Genomic DNA, 25,198 nt, shown 5'->3' with positions numbered 1-25,198 from the left:
CCGGAACGGCCCGGCGACACCACGCCGGGCCGTTCGCCGTTTCGGTAGATCTTTGCGGGGTTTCCTGACCATCTGATTACCCTCCGCGCTAGGGTCGTCGCATTCCGTGTTGGCGACGTGTGAAGGCCCTCCCCCTGTGACCGACCGCGCATCCGCCACCCGAGTGATCTTCCTCGGTGGCCTCGGCCGTAGTGGCACCACTCTGCTGGAGCGGCTGCTCGCCGAGCTGCCCGGCGTCGTGGCGCTCGGCGAGGTGGTCCACCTGTGGTCGAGGGGCGTGCTGGCCGGAGAGCCGTGCGGCTGCGGCGCCGCCTTCGCCGCCTGTGACTTCTGGCGGCAGGTGGGCCGGGCGGCGTTCGGCGGATGGCGGCCGTCGGTGGCCGAGCGGGTGCTCGCGTTGCGGCAGCGGGTCGATCGCACCCACCGGATGGGGCGCATCGCGCATCCCGACCTGGCCGAGTACGCGCGGGCCTACCGGAGGGTCTACGAGGCGACCGGCGCGCCCGTCGTGATCGACTCCAGCAAGCACGCCTCCCTCGCCCACTGCCTGGTCGCGGCCGGCATGGACGTCCGCGTCGTGCACGTCGTCCGGGATCCGCGGGCGGTGGCCCATTCCTGGCGCAGGACCGTCGAGCGGCCTGAGGACGGGCGTCCCATGACCCGCTGGGGGCCGCTGCGCACCTCCCTCCACTGGACGGCCCAGAACGCCGGTCTTGAGCTCCTCGCCCGCCAGGGGGCCCGCGTGACCCGGGTGCGCTACGAGGACCTGGTCGCCGACCCGGAGCCCACGCTGACCGCGCTGGCCGGCTTCCTCGGGCTCGACGTGCCCGGCCTGCCGTTCCTGGAGGGCACGACCGCGCGGCTCGGGCCAGCGCACACCGCGTCCGGCAATCCGATGCGGTTCCAGGTCGGGGGGATCCGGCTGCGGTGCGACGACTCGTGGCGTGCGGGGCTGCCCGTCCGCGACCGGCGGCTGGTCACCGCGCTCACCTGGCCCCTCCGCGTCCGGTACGGCTACCGGGAGGTCGCCGCGTGAGCGCGCCGCCGTCCGTGGGGGTGGTGATCCCGACCCGCGGCGACCGGCCCGAGCTGCTGCGCGAGGCCGTGGCGGCGGTGCTGGCCCAGGACTATCCGGGGCGGCTGGCCGTGGTCGTGGTCGACGACGGCGGACGCGGGCGCCCGGGGGCGGAGCTGGGCGTGCCCGTCCTGGCCAACCGGCGTGCCCCTGGGCTGCCGGGGGCGCGCAACACCGGCATCGCTGCCCTCGACACCGATCTCGTCGCCTTCTGCGACGACGACGACCTGTGGCTGCCGGGCAAGCTCGCCGCCCAGGCGCGGGCGCTGGCCGTGACCGGGGGCGAGTTCGCGAGCTGTGCCATCGAGGTCGAACACGCGGGGCGCCGGGTGGCCAGGCTCGCGGGCGCCGACACGGTGACCGCGGCCGACCTCCTGCGGTCGCGCATGGTGATGGTGCACTCCTCGACGTTCCTGTTCCGGCGCGGGGCCCTGTGGGCCGACGAGAGCGCCCCCGGGGGCCAGAACGAGGACTGGGACCTCGCCCTGCGCGCGGCCCGGCGGCGGCCGATCACGCACGTCGACCGGCCGCTCGTCCGGGTGCGGTGGGGTGGTTCGTCCTACTACGCGGCCCGCTGGGCGGACCGGATCGCCGGGCTCGACTGGATGCTCGACCGCCATCCCGAGCTGGCCGCCGACCGGCGCGGCGCGGCGCGGGTCTACGGCCAGCTCGCCTTCGCGTACGCGGCGCTCGGGCGGCGGCGCGCGGCGGTGCGGTGGGCGGTGCGCGCGTTCGGGGCGCGGCCGGGTGAGCCGCGGGCGCCGATCGCGCTGGCCGTCGCGGCGGGGATCGTCCCGGCCGCGACCGTGCTCGGGCTGCTGCACGGACGGGGGCACGGCATATGACCCCGCCCAGGACCCGCATCCCCGCCGTCCCCGTCCAGCGCCCGTCCACCCCGAACCCCGCTTCCGACTCCCCGCCCGCCCGCGGCCATGCCGCCGAGGCCGCGTCCGCCCGGACCTACGCGTCGGGGGCCGGGCATGCCGCCGAGGCCGCGCGGGTCCGTGCGGCCGGATCGCCCGTGGTCGGCCGGGGCCGTGGCGCCGAGCCGGGGGCTGCGCGCTCCCTCCCGTCCGAGCGCCCGGCGGGTCGCGGGCCCGCCGAGGCCGGGCGTCGAGGACGTGCCGGGGAGCGCGTGCGGGTCGGCGGCGTCGGGCTGGACGTCGTCACCGAGGCCGACGTGGTGCGCTGGGTGGCGGCCGAGGCCGCGGCCGGACGGGGCGGCCGCATCGTGACGCCCAACGTCGACATCTGCCGGGCCGTCGCCCGCGACCCCGCCCTCCAGGAGCTCGTGGGCTCGGCCGAGATCGTGGTGGCCGACGGCATGCCGCTGGTGTGGGCGGCCAGGCTGCTCGGCACCCCGCTGCCCGAACGGGTCACCGGCGCCGACCTGATCTGGTCGCTCAGCGAGGTGGCCGCGGCCCGCAACTGGCCGGTCTACCTGCTCGGCGGGCCGCCGGGGGTGGCCGAGCTGGCCGCCGACGAGCTCAGGAGCTGCCGTCCCGGGCTGAAGGTGGCGGGGGTGCACGCGCCGCCGTACCACTTCGACGACACGGCGGAGGGGAGGCAGCGGGTGCGGCGCCGGGTGGTCGCGGCGCGGCCCCGCCTGGTGTTCGTCGGGCTGGGCTTCCCCCGGCAGGATCTGCTCATCGCCGAGCTGCGCGAGGAGCTGCCGCAGGCGTGGTTCGTGGGCTGCGGGGCGGCCATCGCCTTCGCCGCCGGCACGGTCCAGCGGGCGCCGCGCTGGATGCGGCGGGCCGGGCTGGAGTGGGCGTTCCGGCTGATGAGCGAGCCCGGCCGGCTGGCGCGGCGCTACCTCGTGGACGATCTCCCCTTCGCGGTACGCCTGCTCGCCGGCTGCCTGCTGACCAGGCTCAGGCGGTGAGGGCCCGGACCCGGGCCGCCTCCGCAGGGGTGAGCCCCCGGGCCGCCGTGGCGAGGGCGTGACGGGAGTCCATCGGACGGAAGGCCGTACGGGACAACCCCGACCACGCGAACGCCGCCGACCGGCGGGACGGCGTGGTGCAGGCCCGGACGATCCGGCGTTCGGCGGACGGTGACCACGGCAGCCCCGCGTGGGCGTAGAGATCCCGGAAACCGGCGACCGGATCCTCGGCCAGCGACTCGTACGAGGCGACCAGGACGCCGGGCGTGGCGGCCAGAACCGACCGCGCGGCCCGCCACAGAGCGGCGGTCGTGGCCAGGTCGTCGGCGGAGCCGAGCAGCCGATGCAGGCCCAGCAGCCCGGGATGGTCACGGACGAGCAGCGGCTGGCCGAGCAGGTCGCCGACATCGAACCGCCACCCGAGACGACGCCAGCTCGCCACGAACGACACCGGATCGCGGACGAGGACGATGACCGCGCACCCCAGCCGCCGGGCGAACCAGCCCGCCGACAACACCGCGAACGGGTCGTCGAGCAGCGCCCGCCGCCCGGCCAGGCGGCCGAACGCGAACGCGGTGCCGTAGCGCGCCAGCCGGGCCAGGTCGTAGGGGGAGCGGTTGGCGCGCAGCTCGGCGAGCCAGTGGTAGCGCAGGGCGACCGTGTCACGGAAGGCGGGCAGGAAGTCGGCGGCGTTGTCGTCGCAGATGTACTGGAACCGGTGGGCGACCTCGGCCCGCAGCACGCCGGGGCAGCGGCCGGGCGGGTGCTGCGGGTTGAGCGGCTCGTTGACGTAGACCAGGCCGCCGCCGGCGGTGAGCATCTTGCCGGCCCAGCTCGTGCCGCTCCTCGGCAGGCCGGTGACCAGGACGGGCGCGCTCACGCGGCCGCCGCCCAGGTGCGCGGGCGCAGGGCGGGCAGGGTGTGGCGGCCGAACGGGCGCAGGCCGTAGCGGTGGTGGAGCTGCCACAGCGGCAGCAGATTCTTCACGATCACTCCGCCCGACCAGCCGACGACCGCGCCGAACGCCCCCTGGGAGGGGATCAGGGCCAGGTCGAGCGCGACCGTGCAGGCGACCGCGGCCAGCAGGTTGAGCAGGCTGGCCAGGGTGTGGCCGGCGGCGGTCAGGACGACGTCGACCATGCCGCAGGCGGAGGCCACCAGCATGGTCCCGGCCAGGACGAGGGCGATGGGGGCGGCGGCGCCGTACGCGGGGCCGAAGACGCGCAGCAGCCACGGCGCGAGGACGGCGTAGCCCAGCCACACCGGCCAGGTCAGCAGCACCAGCCAGATCGTGGTGGCCTGGTACAGCTCGCGCGCCCGGCCGAGCTCCCCGTCGGCGAGCGCCCGGACCAGCCGCTCCTGCACGGCCTGCGCCAGCCCCTGGTTGGCGAGCTGCCCGACGACCCGGAACCGGGTGGCGGCCGTGTAGACCGCGGCCTGGGCCGGCCCGCCGAGCAGGGCGACGACCACGATGTCCAGCCGCTGGAACACCGCCTGGATGGCGCCCGCGGCGGACCGGGGGGCGGTGTACCGCCACAGGTCACGCCCGGTCCCCGGCAGGTACGGCGTGCGCGGCGCGCGTCCGCGCAGGTCGGCGAGGGCCAGGACGAGCAGCGGCAGGAAGGGCAGCGCCCAGGCCGCAGGCAGCCACTGCGGCGCGTGCGCGAGCGCGGCCCAGGTGACGAGCACGAGCTGCGCGGCGGGCAGCAGCACGCCGTCCAGCAGCACGGTGGGCCGCATCGAGCCGAACCCGCGGGTGGCGGCCAGCGCGATGTCGCCGAGCACGATGACCGGCAGGGCCCAGGCCAGCAGCCCGATGCGCGGCTCCAGCAGCACCCCGGCCGCGCAGGCGGCCAGCGCGCACGGCACCATGGCCGCCCGGAAATATCCGGAGATACCGCGATAGCCGTACGTCCTGGCCCGCGCGATGAAGTACACCAGGCCGTTGCCGGCGTCCAGTTTGGCGATGCCGGCCGCCATCAGCGCCAGGGCCGTCACGCTGAAGAACGCCCCCGCCTGCGCCGGGCTGAACGCCCTGGTCACCACCACGGCCACCAGGAACTGCGCCAGCGCGCTTATGCCGGCCCCGGTCAGCCCGGCGATCCCGCGTCGGACCATCACCGGCGCCACGACGGCTCACCGCCCAGCCAGCGCGTCAGCCGTGCGTCGTAGGGCTCGAAATGGTCCCTGAGCGCCTGTTCCAGCACCCGGGGCACGGGCCGGGGCAGCGGCCGGCCGTTGTGCCGCTCGAACGTCGGATAGCCCAGGTGCGGCACCGTCAGGAACTCCAGCACGCGGTCGTAGGCGGTCTCGGGCTCGGCGAAGAACCGGTGACTGTCGAGCACCAGGATCCGGTCGCGGCCGAAGAGCGGTTCGAGGCGGTCGAGCTGGTCGGCGTACCGGCCGCGGGCCAGGTAGGCGTGGTGGCGGTGGGAGTGGTGCTCGGAGAACGGCGACACGCGCAGGCTCTCCTCGGCCCCGGCCAGCCGCTCGGCCTCCAGCTCAAGGGCGGATTCGAGGTGCGACTCGGACTCGAAGCCCCTGGCCAGCTCGTGGGCGTGCGCCGAGCAGGCCCGCTCGACCGGGTCGCGGACCAGGACGATCAGCTTGACCCCGGGCAGGTCGGCGGCGATCCGCTCACCGGCCAGCGGATGGAACAGGTAGTAGGGGGACGACTCGAACGCCTGGGTGCGGCCGCCGTACCGGTGGGCCAGCAGCGCCGCGCCCGCACGCAGCGGGAAGTGCGCCTGGTACCAGGCCATCGGCCGGTGGTAGCCGACGTCGAAGTAGTGGACCCCCTTGTGCAGGACGGGCTTGAGCAGCAGCGGGTGCTGGGCCAGCGCCCGGTAGAGCGAGGTCGTGCCGCACCGCTGCGCCCCCACGATCAGGAACGACGGCAGCACCCGCGCGCTCGACGTGAACCGGCCCGCCAGGCGCGAGAAGGACAGCACCGGCCGCTTCATCGTCCTCATGGCAGCAGCTCCTCGTGGTCGACGGCCGGGTTGAGCCAGGTCTCGGGCGGGCCGAGCGGGCAGTGGCCGTCGGCGGCGTGCCGGTCGGCCAGCACGATGAGGTAGCGCAGCGCCGTCCGCCGGGCCTCGGCCGACGACAGGCCGAGCGGGGCCAGCTCGCGGGGCGCCCTGGCCACGCAGGCGCGGGCCGCCGTGGGCGGGTCCATCCTGCGCAGCGCCCGCTGGAAGAGGTGGTGCGCGGCGTCGAGGCCGTAGGGGACGCCGGTCTCGTACCGCTCCCAGTCCCAGACGAGCAGCCGGCCGTCGGCGGAGGGGCAGATGTTCCACGGGGACAGGTCGCCGTGCCAGGCCGGGACCGGACCGCCGGTGACGGCGATCTCCATGATCGCGGCGTGCAGCAGGGCCGGGGGCACCCGGCGGCGCCGTACGGGCAGCGGCGAGAGCGCCAGCACGGGCAGGCCGCGCCACTCGCCGTGGTGCAGCACGTCGGGCACGACGACGGTCTTCAGCGGCGCCGCGGCCAGCCCGCGCAGCGCGGCCGCCTCGCGGCCGACCAGCTCGCGGGCGAGCGGGCTGTCGCCGACCTTCACGTACGCCAGCAGCCGCCCTCCGGTACGGGCCTCCAGGACGGGCTTGCGGTTGGGCCGCAACGCCGGACGCACGTGGAGCACGACCTCCACGGGCGCGTCGAAGACCTCGCCCAGATAGGCCGCGACGGACCCCTCCAGCGGCACGGTGACCGCGCCCCCCACGTGCCACCAGCGCCGCGGGGCCAGCCGGCGGGGCAGCACCCGGTGCGGCAGCACCGAGTACGGCCGCGGCGACCCGGTACCGGGGAACAGCAGGCGCACGGTCTCGCGGAGGTATCCGAGCCGCGCGGAGGCGTCCTTCATGCGTTTCTCCACAGCAGGGCGAACGAGATGAGATAGAGGCTCAGCGGCGTCACCAGGCCGTCGTAGACGAACATGTAGAGCAGCACGAGACCCATCACCAGCACCCCGGCCAGCCCGATCGGGGAGCGGTCGGCCCAGTGGCGGCGGATGGCGCCGAGGAAGAACGCCACGTAGAGGGCGGCGCCGGTGAAGCCCTGGGTGATCAGCAGCAGCCAGAGCTGCCCGTCGCTGCCGAGCGGCGGGTGACCGCAGGCCGCGCACCACTGGGTCTTGCCCGTGGTGATCGAGCGGTGGTTGCCGAGCGAGTTGCGGGTGTTGCCGTAGCCGATGACCGGCGAGTGGCGGGCCGCGGCGACCGTGGCGGTCATCGTGAAGGCCCTGACGTCGTTGGAGTGCGGTTTGTCCAGCCGCTGGGCGAACACCGAGGCCAGCGGACTGAGCGCGAACACCACCAGCCCGGCGGCCACCGCCCCGCACAGCACGACCCTGGTCCGGCCCGCCACCCGCACGATCAGGTACGCCACGGCCAGCCCGAGCCCGATCCACAGGCCGCGGTTGAGCGAGTACACGACCGGGACCGCGGCCAGGGCGATCACCAGCACCGCCAGCACCCGGCGGCCCCGCCCGCCGTACGTCCACCAGCCGACGACGAACCAGATCAGCAGCACCGACGCGTTGCTGCCCCACGCGTTGGCCCACTCGAAGGGCGCCTCCGGCCTGGGGGAGGAGTAGCCGAGCACCTTCTGGGTCTGGGCGGCCGTGGGATGGATGAGGTTCTGGACGAAGGAGTTCTCGCTGATCCAGCCGGGCAGCAGCAGCTCGACCGGCGAGGTGAAGGCGAAGTGCGGGACCAGGACGCCGAGCAGGCCGCCGGCGACCGTCGTCAGGAACAGCACGCCGAGCCAGCGCACCAGGCGCAGCTGCGGCAGCTCGCGCTCGGTCAGGTTGCCCAGGTAGAGCACCATGACCAGGACGGACACGTACAGGGCCAGGCGCATGGCCCAGCCGATCAGGCGGCCGGCGCTGAACCCGCCGTACGTGCCGGGCGGCAGCTCGTCCAGCATCATCGCGCTCAGCAGATAGCCGGCCAGCAGCAGCAGCCACAGGCCGAACCCGTGGGGGACCCGGACCGGCCGGCGCCGCCACAGGATCACCGCCATCGGCACGGCCAGGACGATCACCGACAGGCCGCCGAACCCCAGCGCCCACCAGATCGGGTAGCCGAGCAGGAGCGCCGCGATCGGCCAGGCTGGTCCTGTCACGGCTGCTTGCGCTGCCGGTGGTGGAACGACTGCATGGGCGTGGTCTCGGCAGCCAGGCTCACCTCCAGCTCGCCGGTGGCGACGAGCTTGCCGAGCGAGGTGTGGGTGCGCGGCTCCAGCAGCGGGACGAACTCCGGCACCGCGTCGGTCGCCGTCACCACGCCGACGACCGGCACGTCGTGCCGCTCCAGATGGCGGGCGGCCGCCGTCACCTCCGGCGAGGTGACCCGGCCCAGCCCGACCAGCAGCAGCGCCGCGTCGGCCCGCGCCAGGTCGCGGACGTCGGAGCCGTCGAGCACCGACAGCGGCGCGCTGATGGCCAGCGGCTCGGCCAGCGAGGAGGCGTAGAGGTCGGCGGGCAGCGACCGGACCAGCAGCCGCTGGCCGGGGCAGGCCGCGACCACGGCGCAGGCCAGCTCGTGCAGCACGCCGTGCTCGCGGGAGGCGGACAGGTCGGTCAGCACGGGCAGCCCGGTCAGCCGCTCGACGTCGGCGGCCGTGCGCAGCCGGGTGTCGAGCCGGTCGCGGGCGTAGGCCGCCGCCGCGCCGAGCAGCAGGCCGGCCATCAGGCCGGTGCCGAGGTAGAGCGGCAGGCTGGGGGAGCTCGGCCGGGTCGGCGGCAGCGCCTCGCTGATGACCGAGCCGGGGGTCACCGCGATCGTGCGCAGCGCGTCGTACTTGAGCGTCAGGCTGGCGGCCTGCCGGTTGAGCACGCTCTGGCGCTGGGTGGCGATGGCGTGCTCGGCGCTGCCCTTGGGCAGGCGGCCGACCTCTTTGATGGCCGCGTCGAGGCCGGTGTTGACCTGCTTGAGCTTGGCCAGCACCGCCTGCTGCCGCTCGGCCGTCGCGGCCTGAGCGCTCTCGCGCCTGTTGGCCAGGTAGGCGTCGGCGTAGGCCCGCGACTGCGCGGCGGCGGCCACGGGATCGGCGTCGGTCACCGAGACCCACAACACGGCCGAGTTGGGCGGGACGGAGACCTCGACCGGCTGCGGCGCGGCGATCCGCAGGGCCTGGGCGACCCGCGCCGAGACGACCGCCGACTGGGCGATCTGGGCCTCGGTGTCGAGGTTGAGCGGCTCGCGCTGCCGGTTGCTCACCTGGTTGCCCTGGTCTTGACCGTCGACGGGCGTGACCAGGACCTGGGTGATCGCGGTGTAGGCCGGCGGGGTGGCCCGCAGCAGGGCGAGCCCGGCGGTGCCGCCGACCACGACGCAACCGACGAGCAACAGCCACCGCCTGCGCAGCAGGGAGAGGTGCTCGTCCAGGTCGGCGCCCGGACGGCGCGCCTGGAAGTCCGGCGACGGGCTCATGGGGACGGTCTCCTGGAGGGGATGCGCGCTGTCGCGGGTGGGCAACGCTGCGTCACTCGGCGCAGTGTGCGCCCACTATAGGCCGGACGGATATTACCCAAGTCGAATACTGAAGATTTTTTCCGGTACGGCCGCGAAGATGCCCCTTTTTAAATGGATATTTCCAGAAAATGTGGGTGGGGGGTCGGGTGCCGTGAGCTGGGCAGACGAGCACACTGGCTGAAGTTCGAGGAATGGCATGGCAAGGTTCAGGTTTGATAGGCGGGGGTCCGTCGACAAGGGGGTTGGAAGGCGTTGCAGCTTCGGGGCTTTTCTCATTTCGCGTCTTTCGCGATGAAGTGTCACTTCGCGTCTTTCGCGACGAAAACCGCAATCACCTGCGCGGTGCTCGCCCTCCTGGCCGCCTGCTCGACGGCCGAGGGCACGCCCGCCCGGGTCGACACCAGCACGGCCGAGCTGGCCGGCGCGCCCTCCTGCGCGGTCACCGCCAGGCTCATCCCCTCCTGCGGCGCCTGGTGGGGCGTGGCGCCCGAGGTCTTCACCGGCGCTCCGGTGGCCGAGGCGCTGCGCGGGGCCGAGTCGCGCATGGGCGCCGGCGCGGACGTGCTGCACGTCTACCATCGCGGCAGCGAGCTGTTCCCGACCCCGCAGGAGATCGGCCTGGCCCGCGACCCGGGCCGGCCCCGGCTGCTCATGATCAACTGGAAGCCGTCGCTCGACCGCACCTGGGCCGACATCGCCGACGGCGCCCTCGACCGGCGGATCGACCGCCTGGCCGACCACCTCAGGCGCACCTTCCCCGAACGGTTCTTCCTCACCCTCCACCACGAGCCGGAGAACGACGTCGACGCCCGCTCGGGGTCGGGCATGCAGGCCGGCGACTACGCGGCGATGTTCCGGCACGTCGTGCTCAGGCTGCGCGAGCGCGGGGTGAAGAACGCCGTGACGGTGATGACGTACATGGGCGCGCCCAACTGGGCGGCCAAGCCCTGGTTCGAGGATCTCTACCCCGGTGACGACGTGGTCGACTGGGTGGCCATGGACCCGTACGCCGACGACCGGGTGCGCGACTTCGACGGGCTGGTGAACAAGACCCGCAAGGAGTACGGGAGCTGGCCGGGGTTCTACCGGTGGATGCAGGCCCGCTTCCCCGGCAAGCCGGTCATGGTGGCCGAGTGGGGGGTCTTCGAGCGGCCCGCCGACCGGGCCTTCAAACGGCGCTTCTTCGAGTCGGTGCTGAGACAGATCAAGCGGTATCCGCAGATCAAGGCGTTGCTGTACTTCGACTCGCCGCAGGCGCCGCGCGGCAACACGAGCTTCGACTCCGATCCGGGCGCGGCCCGCGCCTTCACCCAGCTCGCCCGCGACCGCTACTTCCGCTCGACCCGCGTGCCGCGGCCCTAACGCCGCGCTGCCTGGGGAGCCTCGACGGCCGCGGCCCCCTCGCCGCGCCGGGCCAGGCCGCCGGCGCGCAGCCGCCAGCCGGCGAAGGCGACCGCGCAGGCGGCGACGAGCAGCCAGACGGTGACGGCGTTGCCGACGTCCAGGAGCTTGAGCGCCGAGGCGAGCAGGACGATCGCCAGCAGGGCTCTGATCAGCCCGCCCGGGGCGCGTGAGGAGATCCGCGCGCCGAGGTAGACGCCGGGGATCGAGCCGATCAGCAGCGAGAGCGTGAGCTCCAGCTTGAAGTCGCCGAACATCAGGTGGCCGAGCGCGGCCGCCGCGACCAGGGGCACGGCCTGCACCAGGTCGGTGCCGACGAGCTGGTTGGCCTTGAGCGCCGGATAGAGCACGAGCAGGGCCACGATGATCAGCGAACCCGATCCCACGGAGGAGACGCCGACCACGAGCCCGCCTACCGTACCGACCAGTAGGGTCGGAATTGGGCGCACGACGATCTCATGGGCGTTCGACGAGCCGCCCCGCGCGCCGAGCCAGCCCTTGACCGCCATGCCGACGACGGCCAGCAGCAGCGCCACGCCCAGCGCGTACTTGACCGCGTCCGTCACGGCGAACGCGCGGGCCAGGAACACCCCGCAGAACGCGGCCGGCACCGACCCGGCGCACAACCAGCCGACCAGCCGCAGGTTGACCGTGCCCCGCCGCAGGTGGACGACGCTGCCGACCGGCTTCATGACGGCCGAGGCGACCAGATCGCTGGAGACCGCGGCCAGCGGCGGCACGTTGAAGAACAACATCATCATCGGGGTCATCAGGGCCCCGCCGCCCATGCCGGTCAGGCCGACCACGATCGCGACGACGAAGGACCCGGCGACCAGTGCGAAGTCGATCAACGTACCCACCCTCCGGACTGCAGCGCCCCCAGGACCTGGGAGACGGCCGCCTCGATCGAGATGTGCGTGGTGTCGATCACCAGGTCGGCGTCGTCCGGCTCCTCGTAGGGGTCGGAGACGCCGGTGAACTCGGGGATCAGGCCGGCGCGGGCCTTGGCGTACAGGCCCTTGCGGTCGCGCCGCTCGCACTCCGCCAGCGGCGTGGCGACGTGCACGAGCAGGAAGTCGGCCCCGACGGACTCGACCGTCTCGCGCACCTCCTCGCGGGTGGCGGCGTAGGGGGCGATGGGGGCGCAGATCGCCAGGCCGCCGTGGCGGGCGGCCTCGGCCGCGACGAAGCCGATGCGCCGGATGTTCAGGTCGCGGTCGGCCTTGGAGAAGGTCAGGCCCTTGGACAGCAGGTGGCGCACGACGTCGCCGTCGAGGTAGGTGACGGTGCGGGTGCCGAGCTCCAGCAGGGCGTCGCGCAGGCCGCGGGCGATGGTGGACTTGCCCGAGCCGGACAGGCCGGTGAAGAAGACGACCAGGCCGCGGCGGTGGGGCGGGCCGGGGAGCGTGACGGGCTCGGGGCCCGCGTAGTGCTCGGTGGCGCCGTAGGCGGTGGCGACGTGCTCGCGCAGTTCGAGGTCGATCTCCGGCTCCGCGCGCGGCGCCAGGGGGACCGGGACCACGAGGGTGCCCTCCGGCAGTTGCGTCTTGGCGCGCAGCGCGGCGCGGACGACGCCGGGGCCTGCCTCGCCGTACGACAGGGGGAGCAGCACGATCACCGCGTCGAGCTCCTTCGCGGTGGCGACGATCTCGGTGAGGTCGTCGAGCGGCCCGCGCATCGTGACGGCCAGCGCGGGCCGGCCGCCGAGCTCGGCCCTGACCTCGGCGGGCGTGCGGCGCAGCCGGGCGAAGGGGCCGTGCTCGGGCGCGCCGAGCGCCTTGAGCGGACCCGAGGTCAGGCCGTCGGCCTCGCGCGCGGTCACGGTGAGCACGGCCAGCGGCAGGCCCTCGGGGTCGAGCAGCCGCACCTCGTCGCCGGGCGAGACCTCGGCGGGCAGGTGGAGGGTGACCGGCGCGGGCCAGGGGGTGCCGTCGGCGAGCGTGCCGCGCTCGTGCACGGCGTGCACGTCGTCGTGGCCCAGGAAGCCGGTCAGCGGCTCGAACGCCCCGGACAGCAGCAGCTCAAGGTCGGCCAGCTCGTGCGCGTCCGGGGTCCACTCCACGGTTCCGACATCCCAACTATTCCGATTGAATTGGTAGGAAAGGAGTCTAGTCGCTCGGACCGTCCTGTCGCTAGAGCAGCCGGGCGAAGTGATGCTGGGGCTTCCTGATCACCATCGTGATCTCGTCGTGGGAGGCGGGGTAACGCCCGCCGCTCAGCCGGTCGACCAGCGCGACGGCGGCGGAGCCGAGCCGGCCGGCGCGGGCCGGGCCGCTGACCCGGCGCTCGTCGTCGGTGATCATCAGCCCGCGGCTGAGACAGAACGCGTGCATGCCGTCGCTGGAGGCCAGCGGCTCGTAGACGACGGGCAGCGGGCCCGGCGTGCCGGGGGTGACCAGCGTGCGCCACAACGCCCGGCGCAGCCACGACGGCGTGAGACGGTCGAGCAGCCCGTAGGCCGACTTCCTGTCGCGCATCCGCAGCAGCACCAGGCCGCCCGGTCGCAGCGACTGGAGCAGGCGGTCGAACACCAGCTCGGCATGCTGGACGCGTTCGAGCAGGAACGACAGATGGATCACGTCGTAGGCGCGGTGCTGGAGTGGCACGCAGCGCAGGTCGCCGAGCGACCAGGCCACCAGGTCGGCGCGCTCCTCCACGACGTCTCTGATGACCGGGTGGTCCTCGTCGGCGCCCGTGGCCCTGGCCTCCAGCGGCTCCACGTCGAGCGGCTCGTCGTGGGCGCACCCCGCGACGAGTATGTCGAGCCGCCGGCTGTACCGCCCGGCCCAGTGCTCGCGGATCCGTTGACCGAAGAGGTCGCCTCGCTGGGCGACTGATCGCACCTCAGACATGTCACCTACAGTAATCAATCGAGCCGTCTCGGTTAGGCACTTCCCTGCTAGCGTCCTGCCCCGTGGACGGGCAGGTTTACGTGGGGAACGCCAATATCGACGCGGCCGGCGACCGGGGCTGGCTGCTCGGTCACTTCAAACCCTTCGGCGACCCAAGACACAGTGAAGAAGTCGAGATCAAGTGGGGCGTGCACCCGGCGGGCGACGAGCGCGCCCAGTGGGTCAGGGGCGAGGAGCGCACCGCCCTGCTCGTCCTGATCAGCGGCCGGTTCCGGGTGGAGCTGCCGGGGCGCGGCGTGCTGCTGACCGAGCCGGGCGACTACGTGGTCTGGGGCAAGGGCGTGGACCACTCGTGGGTCGCCGAGGAGGAGTCGGTGGTGCTCACCGTACGCTGGCCGTCGGTCCCCGGTTACCGGGTGCCGCACCCCGAGTAGGCTGGGTGGAGACCCCCGCGACCTGACCCGGCCGGGGGTAGTTGTGTTGCCGTCGTGGGGCTGTGGGCGTATCTGATGAGTCTTTCCGGACTGCTTGACCTTGTGGCCCTGGGGGCCGGGGCCGACCCGAAGCTGACCGCCGCGCTCGAAGAGGGCGGCGACGTCTCACTGATCGCGCCCTCGGCGTTGCGGCCGTTCGGCGTGGCCGCGCTGGCCGCGCACGATCAGCGCACCGTGCTGGCCGTCACCGCCACCGGCCGGGAGGCCGAGGACCTGGCGGCGGCGCTGACGAGCCTGCTCGAACCGAGCTCGGTCGCGGTGTTCCCGGCCTGGGAGACGCTGCCGCACGAGCGGCTCTCGCCGCGCAGCGACACCGTGGGCCAGCGCCTGGCCGTGCTGCGCAGGCTGGCGCACCCGGTCAAGGGCGACACCGCCGCCGGGCCGCTCGGCGTGGTGGTCGCCCCGGTCAGGGCGCTGCTCCAGCCGATCGTCAAGGGGCTCGGCGACCTGGAGCCGATCAGGCTGCGGGCCGGCGACGACGCCGATCTCGACGAGGTGGTCGAGCGCCTGGTCACCAACGGCTACCACCGGGTCGACATGGTGGAGAAGCGCGGCGAGGTGGCCGTGCGCGGCGGGCTGCTCGACGTGTTCCCGCCCACCGAGGAGCATCCGCTGCGGCTGGAGTTCTGGGGCGACACGGTCGAGGAGATCCGCTGGTTCAAGGTGGCCGACCAGCGTTCGCTGGAGGCGGCCGAGGACGGCCTGTTCGCGCCGCCGTGCCGCGAGCTGCTGCTGACCGGCGAGGTCAGGGCGCGGGCGCGGGAGCTGGCGCAGCAGCACCCGGCCCTCGCCGAGGTGCTCGACCAGCTCGCCGACGGCATTCCGGTCGAGGGCATGGAGGCGTTCGCGCCGGTGCTGGCGGGGGAGATGGACCTGCTGCTCGACCACCTGCCGGTCAGGTCGGCGGTGTTCGTGTGCGACCCCGAGCGCATCAGGGGCCGGGCAGAGGAGCTCGTACGCACCTCGCAGGAGTTCCTGGAGGCGTCCTGGATCAACGCGGCGGCCGGCGGCGAGGCGCCGATCGACCTGGGCGCGGCGGCCTTCCGCACGCTGGAGGAGATCCGCGGCCACGCCGACGCGCTGGGCCAGCCGTGGTGGACGATGGCGCCGTTCGGCAACGGCGTCGAGCTCGACGCCCATGACTCCGAGGCCTACCGGGGCGACACCGCCAAGGCGCTGGCCGACATCAAGGGCTGGCTGGCCGAGGACAAGGCGGTCGTGCTGCTCAGCGAGGGCCACGGGCCGGCCGAGCGCATGGTCGAGCTGCTCAAGGGCGTCGACGTGCCCGCGCGGTTGCAGCGTTTCCTGGACAAGGCGCCCGAGCCCAAGGTCGTGCACGTCTCGACCGGCCTGATCGAGCACGGGTTCATCACGCCGCGCCTGGCCGTGCTCACCCACCTCGACCTGGTGGGCCAGAAGGCGTCCACCAAGGACATGCGCCGGCTGCCCTCGCGCCGCCGCAACATGGTCGACCCGCTCCAGCTCAAGGTCGGCGACCACGTCGTGCACGAGCAGCACGGCGTCGGCCGCTACGTCGAGATGGTCCAGCGCACGGTCCAGGGCGCGACCCGCGAGTACCTGGTCATCGAGTACGCCAAGGGCGACCGCCTCTACGTGCCCACCGACCAGCTCGACGAGGTCACCCGCTACGTCGGCGGCGAGGCGCCCACGCTCAACCGCATGGGCGGCGCCGACTGGGCCAAGGCCAAGTCCAAGGCCAAGAAGGCGGTCAAGGAGATCGCCGGCGAGCTGATCAGGCTCTACTCGGCCCGCATGGCCTCGCCGGGCCACGCCTTCGGCGCCGACACGCCGTGGCAGCGGGAGATGGAGGACGCCTTCCCCTACGCCGAGACCGGCGACCAGCTCGAAGCCATCGACGAGGTCAAGCGCGACATGGAGCGCGGCGTCCCGATGGACCGGCTGATCTGCGGCGACGTCGGCTACGGCAAGACCGAGATCGCGGTGCGGGCGGCGTTCAAGGCCGTCCAGGACGGCAAGCAGGTGGCCGTGCTGGTGCCGACCACGCTGCTGGTGCAGCAGCACATGTCCACCTTCACCGAGCGGTTCTCCAGCTTCCCCGTCGCGATCAGGCCGATCTCGCGCTTCCAGACCGACGGCGAGGTCAAGGGCACGCTGGAGGGGCTGCGGTCGGGCGCGGTCGACGTCGTCATCGGCACCCACCGGCTGTTCAGCCCCGAGGTGCGCTTCAAGGACCTCGGGCTGATCATCATCGACGAGGAGCAGCGCTTCGGCGTCGAGCACAAGGAGGCCATGAAGCACCTGCGCACGCAGGTCGACGTGCTGGCCATGTCGGCCACGCCGATCCCGCGCACGCTGGAGATGGGCCTGACCGGCATCCGCGAGATGTCCACGATCCTCACGCCGCCGGAGGAGCGGCACCCGATCCTCACCTTCGTGGGGCCGTACGAGGAGAAGCAGATCGCGGCGGCGATCCGGCGCGAGCTGATGCGCGACGGCCAGATCTTCTTCGTGCACAACCGAGTGGCCTCGATCAACCGGGTGGCGGCGCGGCTGCGCGAGCTGGTCCCCGAGGCGCGCATCGCGGTCGCCCACGGCCAGATGAACGAGCACCAGCTCGAAAAGATCATGGTCGGCTTCTGGGAACGCGAGTACGACCTGCTCGTCTCCACCACGATCGTCGAGTCCGGCCTCGACGTGCCCAACGCCAACACGCTCATCGTCGACCGGGCCGACAACTACGGCCTGTCCCAGCTGCACCAGCTCAGGGGCCGGGTCGGGCGAGGCAGGGAACGCGGTTACGCGTACTTCCTCTACCCGCCGGAGAAGCCGCTGACGGAGACCGCGCACGAGCGCCTGGCCACCATCTCCCAGCACACCGAGATGGGCGCGGGCATGTACGTCGCGATGAAGGACCTGGAGATCCGCGGCGCGGGCAACGTGCTCGGCGCCGAGCAGTCGGGCTTCATCGCGGGCGTCGGCTTCGACCTCTACGTGCGCCTGATGGCCGAGGCCGTGCAGGAGCAGAAGGCGAAGCTGTCCGGGGCCGAGGTCCAGGAGGAGCAGCAGGACGTCAAGGTCGAGCTGCCCATCAACGCCCACATCCCGCACGACTACGTCACCTCCGAGCGGCTGCGGCTGGAGGCGTACAAGCGCATCGCGGCCATCACCGCGCCGATCCACATCGACGAGGTCCGCGACGAGCTCACCGACCGCTACGGCAAGCCGCCGGTGGAGGTGGAGAACCTGCTGGAGGTGGCCCGCTTCCGGATCAAGGCGCGCTCGGCCGGGCTCACCGACGTCACGCTGCAGGGGCAGAACATCAAGTTCGGCCCGGCGCGGCTGCGGGAGTCGCAGCAGGTCAGGCTCGACCGGCTGTACAAGAAGGCGGTCTACAAGCAGGCGGCCGAGACGCTGCTCGTGCCGGTGCCCAAGACCAAGCCGCTGGGCGGGCAGCCGTTGCGCGACCTGGATCTGCTCAAATGGTGCGGCGACCTGGTCGAGGCGATGTTTCTTGAGCCCGCGCGGGTAAGCTAAGCGCGGTTTTTGTTCGGAAAGGGACGCATGTGAAGTCGATTCGAGTGGCTGTGGCCGCCGGTGCGGTAGGACTCGCCGCGCTGACCGCCTGCTCTTCGCCCATGGAGGCCGGAGCCGCGGCCGTGGTCGGGAGCGAGCGCATCTCGGCCCGCGACCTGACCAAGAACGTTCAGGAGTACGAGGCCGCCCTCAAGCGCGCCAACGTCTCGGCCGAGCAGCTCGGGGTGCCCGTCACCCAGTTCGTGCTCTACCGGATGGCGAACGAGAGCGCGTTCAGGCAGCTCGCGGCCAAGCACAACGTGCAGGTCAGCGAGAGCGAGGTCGACAACGCGCTCAAGGACCCGGGCCAGTACCAGTCGCCCGAGATCAACCTGATCGCCAGGGGCGTCAGCCCGGCCGACGCGCGTGGCTACCTGCGCGCGGAGCTGGGCGCGGTCAAGGTGCGCAACCAGCTCGGCGGCGCCCAGGACCAGGCCGCGCAGGAGAAGTTCGTCAAGGAGCTGACGAGCATCAAGCCGGTCTACAGCCCGCGTTACGGCGAGTTCAGCCAGCAGGGCTTCGTCGATCCGGGCCGGTTCGGCAAGTCCTCCCAGCAGGCGCAGCAACAGCAGCAGGGCTAGCCCGATGCCGCTGATCGTCGTCACCACCTCGCCCAGGGTCGCGCCGGGCCTGCTGAGCGACCAGGCCTGGCAGGCGCTGCGCTCGGGGCCCGTGCTGACCGGCTCCGCCGGTCATCCGCAGCTCCCCTATCTGGCCGCCGCCGGGATCGAGGCGGAGGTCGTCGTGCCCGACGCGGTCGCGCTGTCCAGGCGGGCGGTGCGCGAGCGGGTGGTCTGGCTCGCCGGTGACGACGAGGACTTCATGCGCGCGATCGGGCGCGCGGCCATCGCGCTCGACGAGCCGCCCCTCATCGAGGTCGTGCCCGGTTCGTACGACCTGCCCGGCTCGCGGGTGCTCGACCTGGTCGCGGTGATGGACCGGCTGCGCACCGAATGCCCGTGGGACCGCAAGCAGACGCACGAGTCGCTGGTGCCGTACCTGCTGGAGGAGTCGTACGAGGTCCTGGAGACGATCGAGCAGGGCGACTACCCGGCGCTCCGCGAGGAGCTCGGCGACCTGCTGCTCCAGGTGGTCTTCCACGCCCGCGTGGCCGAGACGTTCGACATGGACGACGTCGCCGCCGGGATCGTCGAGAAGCTCGTCCGGCGGCACCCGCACGTGTTCGGATCGGTGCGGGCCGAGAGCGCGGACGAGGTCAACGACAACTGGGAGGCGATCAAGGCGGCCGAGCGGGCGGCCAAGGGCGGCGAGTCGTCGGTGCTCGACGGCGTCCCCATGGGCCAGCCCGCGCTCGCGCTGGCCGCCCAGCTGCTGCGCAGGGCCGAGCGGGCCGGTGCGCCCGAGGCGCTGGCGGCCGCGATCGGCCAGGGGGTGGCGCGCGAGCTGTTCGACCTCGTACGCCGGGCGCAGGAGGCCGGGCTGGACCCCGAGGCCGAGCTGCGCGCCGCGGCCCGTGCCTACCGCGACCGCGTACGCGCGTGGGAGTCCAACGCCTGACCGCCCTGCTTGTCGGAAGAAGTCACCCAATGCCAGGATCCTCGGGGGCTTGAACCGGCGAGCCGAGGGGGACTGGTGGTGGAGCTGAGACCGCTGCGCTCGGGGGAGCCGCGGGAGGTGGCGGGCTACCGCCTGCTCGGCCGGCTGGGCGACGGCGGCCAGGGATCGGTGTTCCTCGGCCGCGACGCGGGCGGCGGCCACGCGGCCGTCAAGGTGCTGCATCCGCGCCTGCTGGGCGACGAGCGGGCCACCCGCCGGTTCCTGCGGGAGAGCACGACCGCCGCCAAGGTGGCGGGCGCGCGCACGGCGCGGATCTACGGCAGCGGGCTGGCCGAGGGGCGGCCGTACATCGTCAGCGAGTTCATCGACGGGCCGTCCCTGCACGACCTGGTCCTCGACGGCGGCCCGCTGACCGGCGGCGAGCTGGACCGGCTGGCGGCCGGCACGATCACGGCACTGACCGCCATCCACGGCGCGGGCATCGTGCACCGCGACTTCAAGCCGAGCAACGTGCTGATGGGCCAGGACGGCCCCCGCGTGATCGACTTCGGCATCGCCAAGGACCTGGACGTCTCCACCACGGCGAGCAGCGTCGTCGGCACGCCGGGGTACATGTCGCCGGAGCAGATCGCGGGGGAGAGCGCGACGGCCGCCTCCGACGTCTTCAGCTGGGCGGCCACCATCGGGTTCGCCGCCACGGGGGAGCCGCTGTTCGGCCGGGACTCGATCCCGGCCGTGCTGAACCGGATCCTGCACGCCGAGCCGGACCTGCGCGAGGTGCCCGAGCCGCTGCGCGCGGTGCTGGCGGCGTGCCTGGCCAAGGAGCCGCGGGCGCGGCCGTCGGCCGACGACGTGCTGGCGCGGCTGCTGGGCCGTACGGCGCCGCGCGGGCACGTCCGTGGGCATGTCCGTGGGGACGTCGGCGGGCACGTCAGTGGGCACGTCCGTGGGCGGGCGCGGCCCGGGGCGGGTGAGGTGCGGGAGGCGCCGTCCGGCGGGCGGCCGGTGACGCGGCGGAGGTGGGCCGCCGCCGGGGTCGGCGTGCTCGTCGTCGTGGGGGTGGTGGCCGGGGCGTTGTGGCGGAACGCCGGTCTGCCCTCCGGCGGCGGGGACGGCGGGCAGGCGGGGGCGTTCGGCGTCGAGCTCGGCCCCGAGTTCGGCCCCGAGCCGGGGGCCCAGGTGGCGGCGATGGCCATCGGTCACCACAAGGGCGCGCCCGTCGTCGTCTACGCCGAGCGGGCGGGCAACTCGATCGAGGTGTGGGACCCGCGTGCCGGCGAGCCGCTCGACCGGCTCGCGAACGCCGGCCCCACGCCGGTGCGCTCGCTGCTGCTGGTCCCGGTGGGCGGCCGGCAGACGGCGGTCTGGACGGGCACGGACGGGGCCGTGCGGCGCTGGCGCATCGGCGACGCCCGCCCCGGCACGTGGCACGCGGTGTGCCCGTCGGAGGCCCGCCTGGCGCCCGGCCAGTGGCGCAAGCAGCCCGCGGTCGTGATCGGCTGCCGCGACGGCCGGGTCGTGACGCTCGACCTGGCCTCCAACCGCGTCGTCGCCAGCACCAGGGCCGCCGCCGGCCCGGTCACCGCCCTGGCCTGGGACGAGGCCGGCGGCAAGGCCCTCGTCGGCACCGGCCGGGGCCTGGTGGGCGCGGCCGGCGGGCTGCTCGGCGAGGGCAAGGGCGAGGTGCGCTCGGTCGCCGCGTTCGGCGACGGCCACGCCGCCGTCACCACGGGCCGCTCGACCGCCGTGTACGACCTGGCCAGCGGCGCCTTCGTACGCGGCTTCAGCACGGGCGCGGCGGGCGCCGGCGTCACGGCCGCGGGCGGCCGCCGGATGATCGCCGGGGGCGGCGACGGGGTCACCGTCTGGAACGCCGACCGCGGCGAGCGGCTGGGCGGCCTCGCGCCGGGCAGGAAGATCACCGCCCTGGCGGTGGGCGACGGGCTGCTGGTCGCCGCGACCGGCGGCCGCCTCCAGGCCTGGAGCCTGTCCCCGGCCAGCTGACCCACGACGGGCCCGAGGCTCGGTGGCCGGACCGTGCCGTACCGGTGGGCCGGGGTACCGATAGGCTCTGATGGCATATTGCCTTTCGATTTAGGAGCGCAACCCGTGGCTACCATCGAGGTCGTTTACGCTCGCGAGATCCTCGACTCCCGGGGCAACCCCACGGTCGAGGTCGAGGTCGTGCTCGACGACGGCAGCAGCGGCCGCGCCGCCGTGCCGAGCGGGGCGTCCACCGGCCAGTTCGAGGCGGTCGAGCTGCGTGACGGCGGCAAGCGCTATGGCGGCAAGGGCGTGGAGAAGGCCGTGCTCGCCGTGACCGACGAGATCTTCGAGGAGATCAACGGGGTCGAGGCCGAGGACCAGCGCATCATCGACCAGATCATGATCGACCTCGACCGCACGCCCAACAAGGCCAAGCTGGGCGCCAACGCCATCCTGGGCGTCTCGCTCGCCGTCGCCAAGGCCGCGGCCGACAGCGCCGACCTGCCCCTGTTCCGCTACGTCGGCGGCCCCAACGCCCACGTGCTGCCCGTGCCGATGATGAACATCCTCAACGGCGGCGCGCACGCCGACACCAACGTCGACATCCAGGAGTTCATGATCGCGCCGATCGGGGCGGAGACGTTCCGCGAGGCCGTGCGCATGGGCACCGAGGTCTACCACGCGCTCAAGGGCGTCCTGAAGGAGAAGGGCTACGCGACGGGCCTGGGCGACGAGGGCGGCTTCGCCCCCAACCTGCCCTCCAACCGCGACGCCCTCGACCTGATCCTGGTCGCGATCGAGCGGGCCGGCTACGTGCCGGGCGAAGACGTGGCGCTGGCCCTCGACGTGGCCGCCTCCGAGTTCCACAAGGACGGCGTCTACACGATCGACGGCAAGGGCGTCTCGGCGCAGGAGCTCATCGCCTTCTACGCGGACCTGGTCGCCAACTACCCGCTCGTCTCCATCGAGGACCCCCTCGACGAGGAGGACTGGGAGGGCTGGAAGGCCATCACGGAGGCCCTCGGCGACAAGGTGCAGCTGGTCGGCGACGACCTGTTCGTCACCAACCCCGAGCGGCTGGCGCGCGGCATCGACGAGGGCACCGCCAACGCCCTGCTGGTCAAGGTCAACCAGATCGGCACGCTGTCGGAGACCCTCGACGCCGTCGACCTGGCCCACCGCAACGGCTACCGGTGCATGATGAGCCACCGTTCCGGCGAGACCGAGGACACCACGATCGCCGACCTGGCGGTGGCGGTCAACTGCGGCCAGATCAAGACCGGCGCCCCGGCGCGGTCCGACCGCGTGGCCAAGTACAACCAGTTGCTGCGCATCGAGGAGCTTCTCGACGACGCCGCCCGCTACGCGGGTCGCGCGGCTTTTCCGCGGTTCCGGCGCTAGTTTCGACTGACGGTCCGCGGCCTGGGAAGGTCTGACGGCCGCGGGCCGTACGTCGAAGGGGGTGTGCAGCATTGGCGAAGAGGCCGCAGCTGACCGGGCGGGCCGCCATCCTCGCGGTCGTGGTGTGCGCGATCGCGATGAGCCTGGCCTACCCTGTGCGCGAGTACATCAGCCTGCGCCGCAGCATCGCCGAGCTGCAGGCGGAGAAGGCCAGGGTCGAGGCCGAGCGGCAGACGCTGCTGGCCCGCGACCGGCAGAGCGACGATCCCAACTGGATCAAGCGCACCGCCAAGGAGCGGCTGCACTTCTGCGGCCCCGGCGAGAAGTGCTATGTGGTGATGGAGCCCGAGCAGGGCAAGGAGCAGACGGCCGTGAAGCAGCCCGTCGAGGTGCCGCCGTGGTACCAGACGCTGTGGGAGTCGGTGGAGGCCGCCGACAAGGGCACGGGCCGCAGAGCGGTGGAGAGCAGCAGTGGAAAGTGACGACGTCGAGGCGGTCCAGCGGCAGCTCGGCCGGCCGCCCAGAGGGCTGCGCGGGGTGGCACACCGCTGCCCGTGCGGCAATCCCGACGTGGTGGAGACCGCGCCGCGGCTGCCCGACGGGTCGCCGTTCCCGACCCTGTACTACCTGACCTGCCCCAAGGCCGCCTCGGCCATCGGCACGCTCGAAGGCTCCGGCCTGATGCGCGAGATGCAGGCCAGGCTGGCCAGCGACCCCGACCTGGCGGCCGCCTACCAGGCCGCGCACGACGACTACGTCGCCAGGCGCGACAAGGCGGCCCACGACGAGGGCATGGAGCCGCTGCCCCGCGACATGCAGAGCACCGGCGGCATGCCGCTGCGGGTGAAGTGCCTGCACGCCCTGGTGGCGCACGAGCTGGCGGTGCCGGGGAGCAACCCGTTCGGCAGGGAGGCGCTCGACGCGCTCCCCGACTGGTGGAGTGACGGACCATGCGTGTAGCCGCCATCGACTGCGGCACCAACTCGGTGCGCCTGCTCATCGCCGACGTCCGCGACGACACGCTGCACGACGTCGAGCGGCGGATGGAGATCGTCCGGCTGGGGCAGGGGGTCGACCGCACCGGCATGCTGGCGCCCGACGCGCTGGAGCGCACGTTCAAGGCGATGCGTTCCTACCGGGAGCTGATCGACCGGCACGGCGCGGTCGCGACCAGGGTGGTGGCCACGAGCGCGACCCGCGACGCGGGCAACCGGCAGGAGTTCGCCGACGGCGTCCGCGAGATCTTCGGCGTGACGCCCGAGGTCGTGACGGGGGCGGAGGAGGCCGAGTTGTCGTTCAGGGGGGCGACCAGGGGCCTGCTGCGCATCTCGCCGGAGACCGAGATGCCGCAGGGCCCGCTGCCGCCCTACCTGGTGGTGGACATCGGCGGCGGTTCCACGGAGTTCGTGGTCGGCTCCGAGCACGCCGAGGCCGCGCTGTCGGTGGACATCGGCTGCGTCCGGCTGACCGAACGCCACCTGAGGGACGCCGGCGACCCGCCGCCGGCCCCGGCGCTGGAGGCCGTCGTCGCCGACATCGAGGCGGCCCTCGACCGGGTGGAGGAGGCGGTGCCCGTCGAGCGGGCGCACACGCTGGTCGGCCTGGCGGGCTCGGTGACCACGATCGCGGGCATCGCCCTCGACCTGCCGGCCTACGACTCCGAGCGCATCCACCACTCCAGGATCACCGCCGAAGAGGTTCACGAGGTGACGCGGCGGCTGCTGGCGATGACTCATGGTGATCGCGCGCGGATTCCGGTGATGCATCCTGGGCGGGTTGACGTGATTGGCGCCGGTGCGCTAATTCTTGACCGGATCGTGCGTCGTTTTGCGTTTTCGCAGGTCGTCGTCAGCGAACACGACATCTTGGATGGAATCGCCTGGTCTCTCGCCGGCTGAGATAGCCAAATCCGGACATTTCCGATCTATGACCCGTGTTGAGCGTGCAATCACTATTGTGATTAGGTAAAGGCGCAAAACGGGGGCTTTGCCATATTGCTGTGCACGGAAGGTGACGGCGTGGCGACCGTTCCCGAGCGCGTCTTTTCCCTCACGGAATGGAGCACTCTCACATGATGTCTGTTGGGTTGGCACGTAAGGCGGCGGCGTTCGGCGCCTCCGCCGCCGTGCTGGCCGCCATGGCAGCGGGCCTGGTAGCCAGCCCCGCTCAGGCGGCGACCTCGGCCGCGGCCGGCAAGGCCGGCACGGCCACCGCGGCCAAGTCCTCCAAGTCTGGCAAGGTCTCGGTCACCACGCCGAAGGTCTCGTCGAAGGACTACCAGGGTTCCTGTCCGGTCAACCTCCGCTTCTCGTCCAGGATCTCGGTCCCGGTCAAGGGCAAGACCGAGCTCGCCTACCGTTGGCTCCACGGTGACGGGTCCAAGGGCAAGGTCCAGGTGGTCAAGCTCAAGGGCCACGGCACCAAGTCGGTCACCGTCAAGGAGTCGGTGACCTTCAAGGGTGACGTCAAGGGCTGGGAGGCCGTCCAGGTCCTCGGTCCGAAGAAGGCCACGTCCAAGAAGGGCTACTTCTCGGTCAGCTGTGCCGACCAGG

The 25,198-nt window shown here is 73.0% G+C and carries 22 protein-coding genes and 1 pseudogene; 14 read left to right on the top strand and 9 right to left on the bottom strand.

Annotated features, from left to right (window positions below; all coding sequences use genetic code 11):
* Positions 1 to 136: 136 nt before the first annotated feature.
* From ACWCSD_RS09795 to ACWCSD_RS09785, 3 genes are read left to right on the top strand one after another with little or no spacing between them, the layout of a single operon-like run.
* Positions 137 to 1,036, top strand: a complete 900-nt coding sequence (locus ACWCSD_RS09795) for a sulfotransferase family protein (protein WP_358294547.1) — start codon at positions 137 to 139, stop codon at positions 1,034 to 1,036.
* Positions 1,033 to 1,920, top strand: coding sequence for a glycosyltransferase family 2 protein (locus tag ACWCSD_RS09790; RefSeq protein ID WP_449913925.1), 888 nt, complete (start codon positions 1,033 to 1,035; stop codon positions 1,918 to 1,920). The genes ACWCSD_RS09795 and ACWCSD_RS09790 overlap by 4 nt, the downstream gene beginning before the upstream one ends.
* Positions 1,917 to 2,960, top strand: coding sequence for a WecB/TagA/CpsF family glycosyltransferase (locus tag ACWCSD_RS09785; RefSeq protein ID WP_397161400.1), 1,044 nt, complete (start codon positions 1,917 to 1,919; stop codon positions 2,958 to 2,960). The genes ACWCSD_RS09790 and ACWCSD_RS09785 overlap by 4 nt, the downstream gene beginning before the upstream one ends.
* Here the strand turns inward: ACWCSD_RS09785 and ACWCSD_RS09780 are convergent.
* From ACWCSD_RS09780 to ACWCSD_RS09755, 6 genes are read right to left on the bottom strand one after another with little or no spacing between them, the layout of a single operon-like run.
* Positions 2,950 to 3,840 carry a sulfotransferase gene (locus ACWCSD_RS09780; protein ID WP_449913924.1) on the bottom strand — a complete coding sequence of 297 codons (891 nt, stop codon included), beginning with the start codon at positions 3,838 to 3,840 and terminating at the stop codon, positions 2,950 to 2,952. The genes ACWCSD_RS09785 and ACWCSD_RS09780 overlap by 11 nt on opposite strands.
* Entirely contained in the window at positions 3,837 to 5,078 is a 1,242-nt protein-coding gene (locus ACWCSD_RS09775; RefSeq protein ID WP_449913923.1) for a lipopolysaccharide biosynthesis protein, read from the bottom strand. The genes ACWCSD_RS09780 and ACWCSD_RS09775 overlap by 4 nt, the downstream gene beginning before the upstream one ends.
* Complete coding sequence (locus tag ACWCSD_RS09770; protein ID WP_364337702.1) at positions 5,078 to 5,932, bottom strand: sulfotransferase; 855 nt, start codon at positions 5,930 to 5,932, stop codon at positions 5,078 to 5,080. Before ACWCSD_RS09770 ends, ACWCSD_RS09775 begins: the two co-directional genes overlap by 1 nt.
* A complete protein-coding gene (locus ACWCSD_RS09765; protein ID WP_449913922.1) occupies positions 5,929 to 6,825 on the bottom strand; it encodes a hypothetical protein in 897 nt (298 codons plus the stop codon). The genes ACWCSD_RS09770 and ACWCSD_RS09765 overlap by 4 nt, the downstream gene beginning before the upstream one ends.
* Positions 6,822 to 8,087 carry a hypothetical protein gene (locus tag ACWCSD_RS09760; RefSeq protein WP_397161391.1) on the bottom strand — a complete coding sequence of 422 codons (1,266 nt, stop codon included), beginning with the start codon at positions 8,085 to 8,087 and terminating at the stop codon, positions 6,822 to 6,824. The genes ACWCSD_RS09765 and ACWCSD_RS09760 overlap by 4 nt, the downstream gene beginning before the upstream one ends.
* Positions 8,084 to 9,397, bottom strand: a complete 1,314-nt coding sequence (locus tag ACWCSD_RS09755) for a Wzz/FepE/Etk N-terminal domain-containing protein (protein WP_397161389.1) — start codon at positions 9,395 to 9,397, stop codon at positions 8,084 to 8,086. The genes ACWCSD_RS09760 and ACWCSD_RS09755 overlap by 4 nt, the downstream gene beginning before the upstream one ends.
* 384 nt (positions 9,398 to 9,781) lie before the next feature.
* On the opposite strand from ACWCSD_RS09755, the gene ACWCSD_RS09750 reads away from it, so the two are divergent.
* Positions 9,782 to 10,801: a glycoside hydrolase family 26 protein gene (locus ACWCSD_RS09750; protein ID WP_397161387.1), complete on the top strand. Its 1,020-nt coding sequence runs from the start codon at positions 9,782 to 9,784 to the stop codon at positions 10,799 to 10,801.
* Here the strand turns inward: ACWCSD_RS09750 and ACWCSD_RS09745 are convergent.
* From ACWCSD_RS09745 to ACWCSD_RS09735, 3 genes are all read right to left on the bottom strand, one after another.
* Entirely contained in the window at positions 10,798 to 11,691 is an 894-nt protein-coding gene (locus ACWCSD_RS09745; protein ID WP_397161385.1) for a sulfite exporter TauE/SafE family protein, read from the bottom strand. The genes ACWCSD_RS09750 and ACWCSD_RS09745 overlap by 4 nt on opposite strands.
* Positions 11,688 to 12,902: an adenylyl-sulfate kinase gene (gene cysC, locus ACWCSD_RS09740; protein ID WP_449913921.1), complete on the bottom strand. Its 1,215-nt coding sequence runs from the start codon at positions 12,900 to 12,902 to the stop codon at positions 11,688 to 11,690. The genes ACWCSD_RS09745 and cysC overlap by 4 nt, the downstream gene beginning before the upstream one ends.
* Before the next feature lie 70 nt (positions 12,903 to 12,972).
* A complete protein-coding gene (locus tag ACWCSD_RS09735) occupies positions 12,973 to 13,692 on the bottom strand; it encodes a methyltransferase domain-containing protein (protein ID WP_358294524.1) in 720 nt (239 codons plus the stop codon).
* A gap of 62 nt (positions 13,693 to 13,754) precedes the next feature.
* Here ACWCSD_RS09735 and ACWCSD_RS09730 point away from each other — a divergent pair, with 62 nt between their 5' ends.
* The 10 genes and pseudogenes from ACWCSD_RS09730 to ACWCSD_RS09685 all read left to right on the top strand — a co-directional run.
* The gene (locus ACWCSD_RS09730; RefSeq protein WP_358294522.1) at positions 13,755 to 14,126 is read left to right on the top strand and encodes a cupin domain-containing protein; all 372 of its coding nucleotides are present in this window, start codon (positions 13,755 to 13,757) and stop codon (positions 14,124 to 14,126) included.
* Between the two features lie 75 nt (positions 14,127 to 14,201).
* Positions 14,202 to 17,702, top strand: coding sequence for a transcription-repair coupling factor (gene mfd / locus ACWCSD_RS09725; RefSeq protein ID WP_449913919.1), 3,501 nt, complete (start codon positions 14,202 to 14,204; stop codon positions 17,700 to 17,702).
* A 23-nt stretch (positions 17,703 to 17,725) separates the two neighbouring features.
* A pseudogene (locus tag ACWCSD_RS09720) lies at positions 17,726 to 18,322 on the top strand (SurA N-terminal domain-containing protein); the annotation flags it as partial.
* Between the two features lie 4 nt (positions 18,323 to 18,326).
* Entirely contained in the window at positions 18,327 to 19,259 is a 933-nt protein-coding gene (locus tag ACWCSD_RS09715) for a MazG family protein (protein ID WP_352353011.1), read from the top strand.
* A gap of 75 nt (positions 19,260 to 19,334) precedes the next feature.
* A complete protein-coding gene (locus tag ACWCSD_RS09710) occupies positions 19,335 to 21,263 on the top strand; it encodes a protein kinase domain-containing protein (protein WP_449913918.1) in 1,929 nt (642 codons plus the stop codon).
* Positions 21,264 to 21,368: 105 nt separating this feature from the next.
* Complete coding sequence (gene eno / locus ACWCSD_RS09705) at positions 21,369 to 22,646, top strand: phosphopyruvate hydratase (RefSeq protein WP_358294516.1); 1,278 nt, start codon at positions 21,369 to 21,371, stop codon at positions 22,644 to 22,646.
* A 71-nt stretch (positions 22,647 to 22,717) separates the two neighbouring features.
* A complete protein-coding gene (locus ACWCSD_RS09700; protein ID WP_352323568.1) occupies positions 22,718 to 23,128 on the top strand; it encodes an FtsB family cell division protein in 411 nt (136 codons plus the stop codon).
* The gene (locus tag ACWCSD_RS09695; protein ID WP_352323567.1) at positions 23,118 to 23,606 is read left to right on the top strand and encodes a DUF501 domain-containing protein; all 489 of its coding nucleotides are present in this window, start codon (positions 23,118 to 23,120) and stop codon (positions 23,604 to 23,606) included. The genes ACWCSD_RS09700 and ACWCSD_RS09695 overlap by 11 nt, the downstream gene beginning before the upstream one ends.
* A complete protein-coding gene (locus ACWCSD_RS09690; protein ID WP_449913914.1) occupies positions 23,597 to 24,544 on the top strand; it encodes a Ppx/GppA phosphatase family protein in 948 nt (315 codons plus the stop codon). Before ACWCSD_RS09695 ends, ACWCSD_RS09690 begins: the two co-directional genes overlap by 10 nt.
* A 188-nt stretch (positions 24,545 to 24,732) precedes the next feature.
* On the top strand, positions 24,733 to 25,198 hold a 466-nt coding region (locus ACWCSD_RS09685), incomplete at its 3' end, for a hypothetical protein (protein WP_449913913.1).

The organism is Nonomuraea sp. NPDC001684, from assembly GCF_053596515.1.
This window is presented reverse-complemented; position numbering and strand designations above follow the sequence as displayed.